This is a genomic window from Verrucosispora sp. NA02020 (assembly GCF_013364215.1).
Lineage (GTDB): Bacteria > Actinomycetota > Actinomycetes > Mycobacteriales > Micromonosporaceae > Micromonospora.
In genome coordinates this window covers 837222-854646 of the sequence record NZ_CP054923.1, presented here as the reverse complement: position 1 = coordinate 854646, position 17425 = coordinate 837222, and the positions used below count along the sequence as shown (strand labels likewise).

Genomic DNA, 17425 nt, shown 5'->3' with positions numbered 1-17425 from the left:
CGCTCAACAGTTGGCCAAGGTGTAGGTCAGCACCACCAGTAGTGCCGCGTGGTGTGGCGCCGGGCCGTCCACGTGGCCCGGAATGCCGTTCGCGCCGACCTCCCCGAGGAGTTCGTCGAGTCTGTCCACCCAGTACATGCGGTGCGTGGGGTTGGCCTCGCAGCAGGCCACGTCCTCCAGGGCATTTCTCCAAGCGTCGACGAAGCCAGGCTCCCGGGCTTCCTGTGGGGTCATCCCCAGCACGATGGAAACGGCACCGAACACGGTGGCGTTCCAGCGTCCGTCGTCGACCTGGTCCGGTTGTTCGCCGACGATGCCGGCGGCCAGTGCAGCGGCCAGTTCGCGGGCCCTACCGTCGGTGTACATCAGGCGAAGCAGGCGGTCGTCCCAGGGTTTGCGGTGCAACGGCTTCGGCTTCGGTTCGAGGTAGTCGAGGGCGAAGGAGACCGTCATCGGGCCCCGCACGGTGGTGCGGGGCTCCATCTCGAACGTCTGGATCGGTTCGGTCGGCTGATAGCGGGACTCGGTCGGGTCGATCGCCCCGTTCGCCGCCTCGACCAGTTCGAGCACCGCCTTGTGGGCGGAAAGCAGTCGGTTGTCCGGGTCCCGCGCCTGGAGGTGAGCGAGCTCGTCGGCGACGTACGGGTGCCGCAGGTCTGCGACGTTCTCGCGGAGGTACTCCTCGGCGGTGGGCCAGTCGGGCTGCCCCAGCCACTTGGAGAGGATCACCGATCCGGACCGCGCGACCGGGCCTGTGGTGATCTGACCGGCGGTGGTGAGAAGCGTCGGGACGAACGCCGACGTCGACCAGGGTTGCGCACCGTCCGGCCCGGTGACCTGCCAACCGGCGTCCGCGGCGGTGCTCTCTGGACTGATCAGCGCAAGGTCGTAGCGGTTCACCAGTGCGGTCAGGGCCGCGGCGGGCGCGGTGGCGACCACGATCGGCTGGAGTTGCCGTTCACCGAGCTTGATCAGCGTCATGCCGAGCACGGTCAGCACGGCGCTTCGTTCGTCGACTCGGGCACCGACCTCGACCACCACCACCGGACGCCGCACCGCGCGGGCCGCCCGCGCCACCGCCTCGGCGACCGGTCGCTGCCGCCACCTGTCGACGTCGCCCACGACCAGCAACCCACCGTCATACGCGGCACCCCGGGGTGCGTCGATCCGTGGCGGTCCGAACGGCACCGGGTGCCGCTGTGGCGCATCGTGCACGCCCGACGGGTAGCCGATCGCCAGCAGCGCCATCATCGACGCGTCGGCCGACGCGTCGAGCAACTCCGGCGGAGGCTTGGGTTCCGACTCCCTCCCCGGCTCCGGCTGCCGGAACCGGACGAACGCACCCGCAGGCTCGACCATGGGAGCACCGACGACGTCGGCGGTGAGCGTGCCCAACCGCACGTCCCCGTCTCCGGGCAGGATGTGGGCGGTCCCGACCGACACCGTCACGTCGGTGCGGCGCGCCTCCTGCACTCGCTCCCCGAAGCGGGACAGGGCCTTGAGCTCTGCTTCGGTGCCCTCCGCATCGCCGGGCAGGAAGAGCACCAACAGCAACGCGCCCTCGTACCTGGCGTTGCTGCGCGCCAACTCGCGGGTGAAGTTCCGGGGGCCGTACCGTCCGTTGCGGGTGACCACCTCGCCCGTCTGTGGATCCAGCGTGGCGTAGACCGACCACACCCCTGGCCGGAAGTCGGGCATCCGCCGCACCGCGTGGTACGTGTCCAGGGTGTCCGCAGGGTGCGGGTAGTAGATCTTCGAGTCGAACTCGTACCGTGACTCGATCCGTCCCCGGCTGCTGTACACGCTCGACCTGACCGGTTCGCGCACCTGGTCGGCGATGAGCCGGGCCACATCGCGCAACCACCGGTCCAGATGATCAAGCGGGCCGAGACGGCCTGACGAGTACCGGCCGGAGAGACCGTCCAACGCCCAGGTGCCGGTCTGCGGATCCCGACGCAGGTTCCCGGCCACCCCGGCCCGGGTCAGTCTCGCGGTGCCGTCGCCCTCGAACCGCGCGGCCAGCGAGGGATGTCCGGGACCGTCGAGCATGTCCCGGACATCGGCCAGGGTGACGGTCGGGTCGACCTTCCGCATCGACGTGAGCAGGTCGTCGAGCTGCGCCGGCGACATCGCGTCGGTCGCGGTCTCCGAGCCGACGAACACCAGGAGGTCGCGGGCGTCCTCACCCTCCTGGGCCTCGGCGTACGAACCGCGTTCCAGGACGAGGAAGAGCCAGTCGTGGTCCGGACGCCCGGCCCAGACCTCGGGTGTGAAGTCGGCCAGCGGCATCCACAACGGGTTGAGCCGGACGTCGAGCCCGTCCGTTTTCTCGCCCCGCACCACACCGCTCTGCGGCGCCTGCTCGATCTCCGGCACCACGCCGGCTCCGACGTTCTCCGGCCGGTCGTACCACCGTGAGGCGGTCGGATCGACGGGTCCGTCGGTGGGAAGCACCACCGGCGCCGGGTCCGCCGCGCGGTGCTGCACGAGGAACCAGCCGTCGCCCGCCTCCTCGACGAATCGGGCCCAGGACAGTCGCTCGGTGGACGTGTCGCCGCGAGCAGGCCGATAGACGAGCAGGTCACCGTTGCGTAGTCGGGTGGCTGCCTGCGCCTGCCCGGAGACACCGACGAAGATGACGCCGTCGCCTCGTTGCAACGCGCGAAGTCTGTCGTCCACCGTGGTCGCCCGTGGCGAATCGGCGGCGAGCAGCGAGCGCAGCCGGTAGGGCACGTCCATCATCACCATCTGATGCTCGTGCAGCTGGGTGGCGTGTTCGGCAGCGACCTGGAGGTCCGGCTGCCCCAGGGCCGACGGATCGATCCCGTCGACCGGTCCGCCGGCCATCAGCCAGCGCAGGGCGAGCAGCGGCGACGCGTCGCCGAGCGGCCACCAGCCCTCCGGAGGCGAGGCGAAACGACCGAGCCGGACCGCGCCGTCGCCGTCCACGAACAGGCTCGGGGGCGGCAGGTCGTCGCGAGGAGGAGGTACGGGCCGCAGCGCCAGCGCGGTGCGTCCCCCGCCCGAGGGCGGCAGGTCCGCCACGAGCCGCAGGCCGACCGTGGCCGCACCTGGCACCAAATCGGCGCCGAGCGGTACCGCGGTGCCGCCGTTGGCGGGGAAGTGCCAGAACTCCGAGGGCTGCGCCTCGTGGAGATCGACCGTGCCGTCGGTGCGTCGATCCGCCCGCACCGCCGACACCCGTCCCTGGGGGTCGAGTGCGATGTCGTCGAGGGGCGCGATCACCGGCTTCAGCAACCGGTCGCGGAAGCGAGCGGCCAGCAGGCCGTGTGTGCCGTCGCCTCGGGCGGCGCCCCCCACCAGCAGGACCAGCGGTGCCGAGGTGTCGGCGGCCTGCGACACCCATCGGTCGATCAGGTCGTCTCCGGTGAACCGGGCGGTCACGTCCCGGTGGCGCCGACCGTCGAGCACCACCGGGACACGCGCCACGTCCGTGGTCGGGTCGTGCTCGGCGAGCAGGGCCGGCGACGAGCCGAAGGCCGCCGGCTGACCCCACGAGCCGGTCGGCCGGTACGACTGGAAGACGTCTCCGCCCACCCGGCGTACGAACAGTGTCGGGCCGCCGCCCGGGTACGTGCGGGCGTCCTCGTCGCCCAGCACGACCAGGTCGACTCCCAGTGCGACGGCGAATACCGCGACGACCTCGTCGAGGATGGCGGAGTTCCACATCCGGGGCGCACCGATCGCCGCGACCAGCAGCGCGGCGGCATCCCGGGCCGGGTTCGCCCCGGGCGAGCCCGCGCGCACCAGCGCCCCCGCCGCGTCGGAGTCCGGGGTGAGCAGGGTGAGGAACCGGTACAGGCGGGCCGTGTCCTCGTCGGCCATCGCGACCAACCGGGTGCGCAGCGACGGCTCGCCGAGGGACGGCTCGTTCAGGCCCAGTGCCCCGGCGAGCAGCGCGACCGCCTCGTCCGCCAGGCTGCCGATGATCAGCTCGCCGATGGACCGGATCGTGAACCGGTGCGGATCGGCGCGGACGACCTGTCCGGCGTGCTGGAGCAGGGTGGCTTCGTCCCGTACGTGCGCCGGCAGCTCCAGGCCCTGGGCGCGGGCGCTGTCGAGCACCGCCCGGGTCAGACTGCCGGGCTCGGTGCCCAGGTCCCGGGCACCCAGGTGGTATTCCCACTCGTCGACGACGGTGGGTTCGCCGTCGGCCAGCAGCCTGGTCGTGAGCGGCTCCACGCGACTCGCGGGCACGAGAGACGCGGACTGCCGTTCCCGCCAGATGACCGCCATCATGATCACGGCGCGTAGCGACGGATCCGCCACCCGCGCGAAGGAAGCGAGGGGCAGCGGTGGCACCGCGCTGACCCGGCGGTCCAGCCGGCTGCGGTCGTAGGGGGCGAACTCGTATCCGAGGTGGGCCAGCAGATCGGGATGACGAGCCAGCCCGCCCGGCAGCCCGTGGATCGCGGCCAACGCGCCGAAGACCGGTCCTGCGGTGTCCACCTCCGCCACCCGGACGACGTCGCCGGCCGGGTTCTGGAAGGCCACGGAGACCATCGTGGTCCCGGCGCCGTGCAGTCGGCTCAGTTCGGCGTTGACGGACCGCCGGTCGGGCTCGCGTTCCAGATCCCAGCCGCGGGACTCCGGCTCCGCACCGGTGGCCCCGGGCAGGTCGACGTCGATCCGGACCCCGGTCAGTGCGACGTCCGTCCACATGAGGTTCCGCTGGTCGAACCGGCTGTCGGCGGCGTACTCGACGAGTTCTTTCAGCCGACTGAACATCGCCCCGACGTCGCGGCCGTACCCGACGGTGATGCTCCGGAACTCGACGTCCAGTTTGAGGGCCATCGACAGGGCCGTGAGCACCCGCTCCGCGTCGTCGACCGACAGCGCCGAGAGGTCTTCGAGGGTCCAGCCGGCGTCCCGCGCGCCCCAGAGGACCTCAGCGACGTCGCCGTCGAAGTCCTGGATGCCGTCCAACCGGGCGACCCACTCCCGGAGCCGGGTCGCCGTCACCTCGGGCGTTTCAGGGGCCGACGGTAGCTCGGCGGTACCGCGTGCCGCCGCACCGTCCGCGCCGGACTGGAGGTGGCCCGCCGCCATGGTGATGAACTCCAGCGCCACGTCCAGCGTGACCTCGGCCAGTTCCGCGACCGTGAGGGCGTCCTCGATGGGCGTACCCACGAGCTGGTACTGCTCCCTGAGGTGGAGCAACTTGAGTTCCTCCGCGTCGCTGACGCCCAGCAGACGACGGGTGAGCGAGTCGCGCGGCGGCACCCCGCCCACGTGCTCACGCAGCAGGGCGGCCAGTTCGTTCAGCACCACGTGCCGAGGACCACCACGGTCGACGTGGACCGCGATCTCGCCACGGATCGGTGCCAGGTCGCGCGCGTCCACCCGACCCCGGTTCGCGAGCAGGAACACCCAGGACCCGTACGGGTCGTCCGACAGCTCCACCGGCACCCGGCCGACCCGTACGCTGTGTCCCAGCACCAGCAGGTAGCTCAGGTCGAGCGCGTCCGCCAGGGATTCGATCTCGTGTCGGCCCCAGGAACCGCCGGGCGTCCTCCCGTCGTGGTATTCACGGATCTTCTCGACGACCCGCGCGAGGTCGTCGAACCTCGCCGTGCCGATCCCGTCCAGGTCCGACGGGTCCATACCCAGCACGTCGGCGGTCCACTGCCGGTCCGCAGAGTCCAGTTCGCGCCCGGTCACCGGCTGGTTGGCGTCGAAACCGAGGTCGGTCATGAAGGCCAGGTGCCGGCTCGGCTCCTCGATGACCGTTCCTGCCCGTTGCGCCATGTCACTGAGAACGCCCCGGATCCAGGCCGCATCGGAATGCGCCGCCACCCCACCTGCCCGCAGGAAGGGTTGCAACAGCCGCACCGGCACCTGCAGATCCAGGGCCGACTGGTAGACCGCCTCGTACGGCGGCTGCACACCCCATGCCCGGAGCCGGTCCGGGGTCCGCTCGGACAGATGTTCCTGCGCCCTGGCCTGCCGGTAGACCAGCCCCGACGGCACCTGCTCCTCGACTGCCAGCGAGTACACCATCTCGGGGTCCAGCCACGAACGCTCGCGTCGGTCACCCTCGATGTCGTGCTGATGGACAGCGAACAGCGTGGCCCAGGACGCGGCCAGCAGGTTGTCCACGAACTGCGCGGGCGGGAGATCGTCGGCACCGGGCGGAGCTTCCGCCGTCGCCGACACCTCCGCTGCCGACATACCGCCGGTCAATCGGTCCCACGTCCGCATCGCCGTGGCGAGTTGTCGAGCCGCCTCGACCACCTGGTCTGCCACCGCGGCCGTGATCAGCGACGCCGACGGCGACGCGGCGGCACCGGCCGCCACCAGCAGTCGGGTGACGTGCACCGCCGCCGTACGGATCACCAGGTCGGCGTTGCGGTGGATGTGCCAGGTGGAGCTGGGTCGGCTCAGCGGTTCGAGTCGGGTGTGCATCTCGGCCAGCATCTGCCCGGCCGCGTCCCGTCGCCCGCCCGGCTTCGGCCCGGGTAGCGCAGCCGCCAGCTCGGCGAGACCAGCCGGCGTGGTCGTCTCGTCCACGCCGGGTATCGATCGGTCGGCGTGGTGCTCCGTCCACCACCGGACGGCGGCGGTCAGGGCACCGGCCGCACGGGTGGCTGCCTGGATCACGTCGCCCGGGTCGGCGACGGGGTGGTGGAGCGTCAGCGTCACGGAGCGGGCCGTACCGACGATGATCGCCGCCTGCCGGGTCAACGCTCCGACGAACGGATCGTCCGCGACCGCGTCGACCTCCTGCCACACCGCGCTCGGGTCAGCCACGGCGACATCCCGCGACCGGCGCAACTGCTCGACATCGCGGGTCAGTTCCGCGACGTGTACGGCCCGGAGGCGATCGGCGAGGTGCAGTCCCCCGCCCTGCGGACCGGTGCCGACCTCGGCGAACCGCAGGAGTTCCCGGACGTACCGTGGCCGCTGATCATCGGAGGCGGACTCGCTGATGATGGACGCGTTGCTCCGGACCGGCCACTCCTGCGCGTCACCTTCGCCGTCGCCACGCGGTGCCGGCCGGCCGAGCGCGGCCCACCGGGTGACGAGTTCCTCGATCTGTCCCGGAGCGGGCCGCACCTCGGGGGGCATCTCCCGGATCCGGTCGAACAGCGGGCGCAACGACAGCAGCGTGCGCGGGTCCGTCTCCCAGGTGGCCGCCAGCCAGACCAGCACGTACGGGAGCCGCATCAGGCCGAGCCGGTAGGCGATCCAGGGCAGCTCGACCGGTACCCGACCGGTCACCTCCACCAGTCGTACCAACGCCGGTGCCTGCGTGGCCGACAGCCCGAGACGGTCGGCCAACTCCGACAGGCGCGCGCCGTCGACTCCCGGCAGTGCCGTCACCCGACGGAGATAGGCGACCCGCACACCGAGTTGTTCCGCCCACTGCGCCAGGTCGGTCGGGTCGGGCGTGGGAACGTCCAGTTTCCGGGCGAGCGCCCGGGTCAGCTCGGCCGTGGTCGCCGGCTCGGGTGCCACCGGCACGAGGGCATCGGCCACCCGCTCGCTCGGCACATCGCCCAGGGCGGCCCAGACCGACTCCGCGATCGCCGGGGAGTCCACCAGCGGACGGAGGTGCTCGACGGGGAACCCGAGGCGCGCGGTCCACCGCACCCATCTGACGACGTCGGCGTCCGCCGGCAGCAGCGCCGACACCGCTTCGGCGACCCGCTGCCCCTGACGGCGCAGCTCCTCCGGGTCGTCCGGACTGGCGACGGGCACCGATGCGGCGGCCGCCCGGAGCTGGTCCCCCAGGGCCAGCGCCAGGTCGACGGGGGGTACGCCGAACTGCTCGGCCGCCGCTTCCAGAGCCACCGGGCCGGCGAGGCCCGACTCCGTGGCCAACGTCGCCAGGCTCCCGGCCGCCCGGCTTCGGCCGGTCAGCGCCGCGCGCACGTGGGCCGTCGGCAGCTCGTACAGCAGTTCCAGCGGTACGCCGAGTTCGCGCAGCTCCCCCAGCGCGGACCGGTCGGCGGGCGACAGCTTCGACCGGCGGACCAGTCGCATCAACCACACCAGGTCGCTGTCGGTGCGGACGCCCTCCCCGGCCAGCTCCGTGCGCAGCAGGTCGACCCAGGAGCCCTCGTCCGGCTCGATCTCGCGGGAGCCCGCCACGACGCGCGCCAGCACATCCCCCACCGTCACGACGAGTTCCGGCGGCACCCCCAGGTCGCGGACCACACCGAACAGCGGCCCGGGTCCGGCGAGCCCGATTCCTCGCGCGTGGGTGCCCACGTCGAGCGGCACCGTGCCGAGCACCTCGACCAGGTTCACCAGTTCGGCGACCTCGTCGCCCGCCATGGCCAGTCGCTGGGCCAGCCGGTCGACCTCGGTCCGGTCGAACGGCAGTTCCCCGTCATCCAGCAGGCGAGCCGCCTGCGGGCCGGTGATCCCGACACCCTGCAACCATCGCGCGTCGTCGGTGTCCGTCGTGCGGCCGTCGGGGCCGGCGTCCGCTCCGGGGGCGACCAGTACGACCGGGAAGTCCGTCTCGGGCACGACGGGCAGCGACGCGACGGCGTCGTCACCCCCCGACGGGTCGGTCGTCGGCGGCGCCAGGTAGGGCAGGTCCAGTGCCACCAACCGCTCGTGCATGCGCTGGTAGCTGGTGGTGCGATCCGCCTCGGAGACCTGCGGGGCCGGGCCGTGGGCAGCTCCGAACAACACGCGCCGGTGTGCGTCCACGGCTGCCGAGGCCGCACCGGCTCCGGGATGGCCCTCGGCAGCCAGCCGCCGCAGGGCCGCCAGCCGATCCGGCACCGCCCAGGCGACGAATCGCACCTGGGCCTCGGTCGTGGCGAGTGCGCCTGGCAGATCGGACGGCGACGGCGAGGCGGCACCAGCCGCCCCACGGGGTGGCACCACGCCGGCCGCCGCCGGGGATGCGCTCGTCCCGGCCGGTGCCGTGTCGGTCCGGCTCGCGGTCGGCGCCTCGACGGACGCATCACGGATCGCACCGGGTGCGCCACCGCGCAGGCGGGGCAGCCACTGCCGCCTCGTGGTCAGGAAGTAGTCGGCGGTCCGTTCACCGGTCTCCGGGTGCCGGCCGTGCACGCCGGTGTCGTCGATCAGCACCGGCACGAGCAGCCACCGATCGGCGCCCGGCACCGACTGCTCGACCCGGATGTGGCTGGTCAAGCCCTCCGGCGTCGCCTCGACCGGCTGGTGCCGGGCGATCTCGGTCAGCTCGGCCTTACGTTCCCGTAGGCGGTGGATCTCCGTCTGCACGGACAGGATCTCGTCCGACAGATCGGCGATCCGCGCAGCGGCTGCCGTCGGTTCGAGCTCGTCGCGGTTGCGGCCCTCCTCGACGGCTGTCCGGTCGGCAGTCAGATCCGTGAGAGCCTTCGCCCTGTCGATCAGGGCACGCGTCATCTCACTGAGGCGGACGCGGTCGACGCTCGCCGCTTCTGCCGGGGTGACCTCGCGCGCGGCCACGAACAGGGCGGGCGTGAAACCGGTGGTGGACCAGTGCACCCGACCGTCCGGACCGATCACCCGCCACGGTGCGGCGGGACCCGCCTCGTCCGCGCCGATCACGGGCAGGCCGTGCCGGCGTACCAGGGCCGTCAGTTCGGCACTGTGCGTGGCCGCGAGCACCAGCGGTAGCTGACGTCGAGCGCCGAACAGCGTCAGCGTCGCGCCGAGTGCGGTCAACGCCGCGTGTTTCGGCTCGGGCTCCGGGCCGACCACCACCACCGGACGCGCCCAGGAGGCTGCCGCCTCGGCCACCCTCTCCGCGAACGGCCATGCCCGCCACCGGGTCAGGTCCCCCACGACCAGCACGCCGCCGTCGTAAGCCGTGCCCGGAGGCGCCTCGACGCGGGGTGCGCCGAACGGAACCGGATACCGCTGAGGTGCTACCTCCGCATCGGACGCCTCCCGATGCTGGTGCAGGTGCCACGTCATCGCCGCATCGGCCGAGGATCCGAGTCGCCTCTGCTCGCCGAACAAGGTCAGTTTGACGAACTGGCCTTCCTCCTGGATCAGCGGACCGCCGTGAACGTCGACGGTCAGCGTCCCCAGCCGCACGTCGGTGTCCCCGGGCAGGATGCGGGCCGGACCGTCGTTGACGACGACATCCTCGAAATTCCCGTGGCGGTGAACGGCCTGCGCGAACCGCATCAGGGCCTGCCGATCCGTTGCGGATCCCTCGGCGCCGCCGGGCAGGAAGAACACCAGCAGCAGGGAGACCTCCTCGTCGAGGCCCGCACGGTGGAGCTGGTGGACGAAGGTCTGTGGGCCGTATCGACCTTCTCGGGTCACCACCTCGCCGGTCGCCGGCTCCAGGGTGGCGAAGACCGAGGTGTAGGTCGAGTACCTGGGCATTCGCCGGACGGCGGCGAATGTGTCCTCGTTGTCGGCGGGATGGACGAAGTGGACCCCGGCAGGGATGTCGTGTCGGGCGCCAGGCCTTCCCGTGCCGGACCCGATCCGGACGCTCAGCGGGAGCACCGGTGCCCGCACCTGGTCGGCCACGAGCCGCGCCGCGACGATCAACCAGTCATGCATCGATCGGGGGCTGTGCTGGTGACGTTCCTCCGTGTCGTTGAACCTGCCCGAATTGTCGTTCATATACCAGATGTCGGTGCCGGGGTTCCAGCGCAGTTCGCCCGCGACACCGGCAGGTGCCACGAGGGCCGCGTCACGTGTCGCCGGGTCGGTGGAGAACCTCACTGCCAGGGAGGGATGGCCCGGGCCGTCGACGAGGTCTCTGACGTGACCCGGCGTGGCCTCCGGGTCGGTCCGCCGCAGCGTCGCCAACAGCTCGTCGAACTGCCAGCTCGACATCGCGGCGGACGCGGCCTCCGAGCCGACGAAGACCAACAGGTCGTCGGGATGCGTCCCGGCCTCGGGATCCTCCTGCTCCGACCCGGTGTGCGCCCGACGCTCCAGCACCACGAACATCCAGGTGTGGCCGGGCCGCCTACCCCACACCTGCGGCGTGAACTCGGCCAGCGGCATCCAGAGCGGATTGAGTCGCACCTCCAGTCCGTCCACGTCGGTCATCTCGTCCACGACGGTCATCTCGTCGACGGCAGGGATCTGCTCGATCGACTGGACGAGGTGCGGCAGCACTCCGGCCGGCCGGTCGTACCGCCGGGACTCGCGGGGATCCACGCTCTCCGGGGACGGCAGCACCGGCTGCTGAACGCCCCGAAGTCCTTCGCGCACCACGTACCAGCCCGGTCCGGTCTCCTCGACGAACTGCCTCTGGGACAGCCGGGTGACACCGACGCCGCCGTGGACCGGCCGGTAGGCGATCAGTTCCCCGTTGGGCTGTACGACGGCCGCGCGGGCCGTCCCGGTCGGGCTGAGGAAGAGGATGGAGTCACTGGGCCATAGGTCGGTCGGCCAGTCCTGCACCCGAGCCGCCCCCTCGGGCGCTTCGGCGAACGCGGCCAGCACCAGTTCCGTAAGGTCCACCGGCACCATCCGCCCCCCGCGCAACTTGACGGCCTGCGCGGCGGCGAACTCCAACTCCTCCTGTCCCAGTGCGCCCAGGTCGAGCCCCTCATCCGGGCCGCCGTCGAGCAGCCATCGCAGGGCGAGGTACGGCGTGGCGTCGCCGAGCGACAGCCAGCCCGGCGGTGGTGCGGCGGCACTACCGATTCGCGCCGTACCGTCGCCGTCCACGAAGAGGCGCGGCACCGGCGCTTCCTCGACCGCCGGCCGGGCCGGTCGGGCCGCCAGGACGGTCGCCCCGGTGTCGGGGATCGGGAGGTTCACCACGATCGGCAGCCCGAGGGGTTCCGCACCCGCCGCGAGGTCGTTCCCGACCGACTCCGACCCGCCTCCGGCCGGTGGGAAGTAGCGGAACTCGCCAGGCTCCGTCCGGGTATGGTCGACGGTTCCGTCCGGGGCACGGACCACGGAGGCGGCCGAGACCTTCCCGTCGGCGCCCAGCACGATGTCGACGGTGCTGGCGATGACCGGGGTGGCGAAACGGTCCCGGAAACGGCGGGCGAGCGCACCGTACGGACCGGACTCGTCGGCGGCCCCGCCCATCACCAGGACCAACGTCTGCGGTCCCCGGCCGGGGTGGACCGCCCACTGGTCGATCAGCTCCTGGCCGGTGAGGTCGGCGGTCAGGTCCCGCAGGCGCCGACCGTCCATACCGGTCACCACGAGAGGCAGCCGTGTCACGTCGGTGGCCGGGTCGTACTCGCCGAAGATCACCTGTGCGGGTTCGATCGCGGTGAGTTGGGCCGGCACCGGTGCGGGGCGGTAGGACTGGAATCGGCCCCGCTCGCCCCTGAGCAGGTGGAGGGTCGAGCCTCCCCCGCCCGAGAACCGGCGGGCAGCCTCGGTCTCCACCACGACCAGGTCCACTTCCAGCACGACGGCGAGCACACCGAGGATCTCGTCGACCAGCGCGGAGTCCCACAGCGTCGGATCCCCGATCGCGTCCGGCAACAGGTGTGCGACATGGCTGGCAGCGGTGGCACCGCCAGCGCCGACGCGACTCAGTGTCCATGCCGCGCCCCGGCTCGGCGAAGCGACGGCGGTGCCGAGAAGTCTGCGCAGGCGCGGATTGCCCTCGCTGATCATTGTCATGATCGTCCACCGCAGGGTCGCCAGGTCATCTAGTGACTCGACCCTGATCGGCAGCGCCTGCGCCAGGCCGAGGAGTGCCTGATCGTCGAGATCTCCGGCGACCAGGTCACCGATGGTCCGCAACGGGAACCTGGTCGGGTCGTCCTGGACCGCCTGCCGCGCGTGCCGGATCAGGCCGTCCTCGTCGCGCACCTGCGACGGCAGCCGCAGCCCCTGGGCGCGGGCGCCGTCGAGGACGGCCCGGACCAGGCTGCCGGGTGCGTCACCCACGTCGTGCGGCACCAGGTGGTGCTCGTCGGCCCCGACGCGGGCGGGATCCCCGTCGTCCAGGAACCAGGTGGTGGTCGTACTCGGGCGGTCGGCCACGACCAGGGGTGCGGGCTTCCGCTGGCGTACGATCGCCGCCGCCATGACGGCCGCCCGGGCCGGCGGATGTTCGATGGGCAGGAACGGGTCGACGCGCAGCCGCTCGGGTCGGCTGACCCGACGATCCAGTCGCGTCGAGTCATACGGGTCGACCTCGTACCCCAGGTATCCCAGCAGTTCGGGGTGCATCGTGAGGCCGCCCGGGAGGGCGATCACCGCGATCAACGCGCTGACGGTCAGCGGCGTCAGGTCCAGTTCCGCGATCCGTGTGGCCGGATCGGGGGAGGCAGCGAGGGCGACGGTCGCGGCAGCGACACGTGTTCCGTCCTGTCGGAGCTCACGCAGGCCCCGCTCCATCTCCTCCCAGGTGGCCGGGTCGTTCGTGAGGATCCATTCCCGCCGGGTCTCGACCGCTGCGAACGTCGCGAAGTCAGCGTCGACCGAGTGCGGCACGTGAACGTTGACGCGAAACCGTGAATCGGGCTCGGCCCACCGGGGCATCGGGAGTTCGAGGCGGGCACCGGCGACATCGGCGACGAATGTGGTCAGCACAGGGAGGAGCTTCTCGACGTTGCGGCCGTACCAGAAGACGGTGTTGTGGTAGACGCGGTTGAGCCCCGCCTCCGAGGCGGACGCCGCGAGGGCCGCAAGGACCTTCTTCCGCTCGTCTCCGGGCAGCGCCGACAGCTCGTCGAACGTCCAGCCGACCCGCCGCGCCTGCGCGGTCAACGGAGGGTGGAGGCGTGTGGACGTCCAGGCGATCCCGCCGAGCCAGTCGACCCACTCGTTGACCATGCGTGGCAGCGCCGCGGGGTCCACGGTGTGGACGGGCGCCTCGGCCTCCGGGCCGCCCTGGGGTACGGGACGGGAGCCGACCGCCAGTCCGATGGCGTCGGCGGTCAGCCAGAGGTCGACCTCACCTGCCTGGTAGGCCGTCTCGACCAGTTCCGTCGCGGAGACGCCGGCCTGTTGTGCGAGGAGTCCCAGGTGTCGCGGTACGCGGTCGTTCGAGGCCACACCGATCCGGAGCAGTTTGCCGGTGAGGCTCTCCCTCGGCGCCGGGGCCTTCCCCTTCGCCCGGATTCGCGCGAGCGCCCGTTCCACCACGACCTGCCGGGGCAGTGCCCGATCCATCACCTCGGTGAGTACCGTCCCGAACTGTTTCGTCACCTCCCGAGAGTCCATCCGGAGCGCGGTGGCGAGCAGGAACAGGTACGCGCCGTACATTTTGTCCGCCAGTTCCATCGGCACTCGGCCCATCCGGACGCTGTGGCCGGTGACCAGGTAGCTGCTGAGGCCCAGCGCGTCGGCCAGCGATTCGAGGTCGTGCCGTGCCCAGTTTCCGTCGGGTTCGCGGACGGCGTACTCGCGACGCACCAGATCGACGAGTTCGAGAAGCGACCGGAGGGAGACCCCGTCGGCGCCGTCCAGATCCTCCGGGTCCAGGCCGAGGATGTCGGCCACCCACCGGTGCGGCCAATCCTCGAGTTCGCCGGGGCGCGTGGCCTGGGTGGTCCGCAGGCCGACGTCGGCCAGGAAAGCGAGCCGGCGCCGGGGCCACTTCGCGATCCGGTCCGGCAGTTGTACCCGCAGCAGGGAATCCCTCACCTGCTCCAGGTCGGGTGCGGTGCCCGCCCTCGCACTCAGCAGGGCCCGCAGCGGCGACAGCAACCGCACCGGCACCGACAGATCGTTCGCCAGGCGGTAGAGGTCCTCGTGCGGCGGTCCCAGGCTCCAGGTCGCCCGCAGACCAGATGCGCGCTCGGAGTGGTACCCGTTGCGTCGGGCGTACTCGTAGACCACGCCGGGCGGGACCTTGAGTCTGCCGGCCGCCGCCACGATCGCCAGGTGATCCAACCAGGGGCGGAGGTAGCGGTCCTCCTCGATCTCGGACTCGGGTACGTCGATGAGCTTCGCCCACGACGGGGCCAGGATGACGTCCGCGCTCTGGTCGTCGGTCTCCGTTCTGTTCCGGGCCTCTGCCTGACCGTCGGTCACGGCCGCGGCGAGTTCGGCTGCGGACAGGCCACCGGCCAGCCGGTCCCAGGCCGCCACGGTCGCGGTGAGCCGCTGAGCAGCCTCGATCGCCTGGGCGGCGACCGCGTTCGCGATCAACGCCGTCCCGGGCCGAGCGGGTGTGCCCGCCCCCACCACCAGACGGGCGATGTGCGTGGCGGCCGCCTCGATCACCATGGCAGCCGTCCGATAGACGCTGCCCGCCTCGGTCGTCCGGGTCAACGTGTGGAGCAGCGTGCGTACCCCGGTCAACATCGCGGCCAGGTCGTCACGACCGGCCTGCGCCGAGGCCAGCCTCTCGCCCGCTGGCAGCGACCGCAGCAGGTCGGGAACGCGCACCGGCCGGGCCGGATCGTCTCCGGCCGACGGTATCGGCCGGTCGGCGTGCCGATCGGTCCAGGCGCGTACGGCGTCGACCACGGCGTCGGCAGCCTGGACGGCTCCCCGAACCACCTCCGTCACGTCGGGTGAGGTGATGTCGCGGGTCAGCGCGGGTACCGCTGCGGTCGCCGCCGAGGCGACGATCGCCGCCTGCCGGGTCAGCGTTCCCAGGTCGGGGTCGGCGGCGACCTTCTCGGTGTCCTGCCACAGTTCCTCGGCCTCGACGGAACTGATCTCCGCCCACCGACGCAGCCTGTCGCGCCGATCGCGGACCGCCGTCGGCACGAACGTCCGGAGGCCGTCCAGGACCTCCAGTCCGGCTCCCTCCGGGCCTGATCCGAGACCGGCTGCCCAGAACAGTGCCGAGGCGTTCCGGCGGCTCCGGCCGGCACCGTCCGCCCTGGTCCAGGTCGAGCGACCGCTGTAGACGAGCGCGGCCAGGCTCGTGTGCTGTGCCTGTTGCTCGTCATCGTCCGGGATGGACAAGAGGCTGTGTGAGCGGTGCGACTCCGACGCCGAGCTTCGGTCCGAGTCGTCGTCGCGACCACTGTCCCTCTGGGGGGCAGGCTGAGGGGCGCGGACGCTCGCCGCCGTTTCCTCGGCAGTGGGCCACATCCGGAACTGGTCGTCGTCGAAGGTGTCGTGCCGGTCGAGCAGCAGTCCGTCCGTGAGGTCGGCGGCGGGCTCTGCGTGATACCCCGCGCCCGCGCGGCCCGGGTCCGCCCAGCGACCGACCAGCTCCTCGATCTCCTGCATCGACGGTCGACTCCGAGTGGGCAGCTCCGCGATCCGTGCGAACAGCGGACGCAGCGGCATCAGCCTGCGCGGATGGATCTCCCAGTAGCTGGCGAGCCAGACCAGCAGATAGGGACCCGCTGGCGTGCCCAGCCGGTAGGCGAACATGAGCAGGTCGTCGGCCGACACCCGACCGGTGACCTCGACCAGCCGGACCAGTGCGGCGGCTTGCTCTGGGGGCAACGCGAGGCGGTCGGCCATCGCCGGCAGCGCTCGCCCGTCGACGCCGGGCATGACCAGCACCCGCCGCAGGTAGTAGTCGGGCACACCGAGTCTTTGCGACCACGCGGCCAACTCCTCCGGGGTGGGCACGGCGATGTGCCGAGCAGCGATCGGCGCCGGGGCCGCCGCCTCCGGCACCAACGGCACGAGCACCTCGGCGACCCGGCCCCCGTGCACGTCACCCAGGGCCTCCCAGATGAGACCTTCGAGCATCGGAATCTCGGCCAGCGGGCGGAGCCGGTCCACCGGGAATCCGAGCCGCGCACTCCAGCGCACCCAGCGGTCGAGTCCGGGTCCGGTCGACGCGACCTGGGCCAGGAGGCGATCGGCGACCCGCTGCCCCTGCTCCCGGAGGCCGTCCGGCCCCGCGTCGGACAGCGGTGGAGCATCGGACACGGCCGTCCGCAGCCGGTCGCCGAGGGCCAGGGCCAGGTCGACCGGGGGTACGCCGAGTCGCTCGGCCGCCGCCTCCAACGCGGCCGGGCCGGCGAAGCCGGCATCGGCGGCCAGCGCCGCCAGACCGGTGTCGGCCCGACGCCGGCCGTCCAGCGCCGCCCGGACGTACTCGTCGGGCAGTTCGTGCAGCAGTTCCAGCGGTACCCCGAGGTCGCGCAGCTCGCCCAACCACCTGCGGTCGGCGGGGGCCAGGTCCATCCGGCGGGTCAGCCGCATCAGCCACACCAGGTCGCTGTCGGTGCGGACACCGGCGTCGGCCAGTGCCGTCCGGAGCCGGTCGACCCAGCTGCCCTTGTCCGGTTCGAACTTTGACGAGCCGTCCGCGACCCGGGCCAGCACATCGCCGAGCGCTGCCACGTCTGCGGGGGACACCGCGAGTTCACGGACCACACCGAACAGCGGACCGGGCCCGGCGAGCCCCGCAGCCTCGGACCGTTCCCGCAGGTCCAGCGGCACCGCGCCGAGGACCTCGGTCAGCGCGACCAGTTCCCGGGCGTCTCCCTCCCCGCCCAACATCCGCACCACCTGGTCGACCTGTCCCGGGTCGAAACGCAGACGTCCACCGGTCACCAGTCGCGCGACCTGGTGGGGTGGGATGGTGTTCGAGGTCAGCCACGCCCGCGTCGCCGGG

General features: G+C 72.1%; 1 protein-coding gene (running past one end of the window). It reads right to left on the bottom strand.

Annotated elements, in window-relative coordinates; translation table 11 throughout:
- Nucleotides 1-3: 3 nt before the first annotated feature.
- On the bottom strand, nt 4-17425 hold the 3' end of the coding sequence (locus HUT12_RS03535; RefSeq protein ID WP_176092462.1) for a hypothetical protein. 21461 nt of this gene lie beyond the right edge of the window; only the last 17422 of its 38883 coding nucleotides appear in the window; the start codon falls outside the window, past its right edge; the stop codon is at nt 4-6.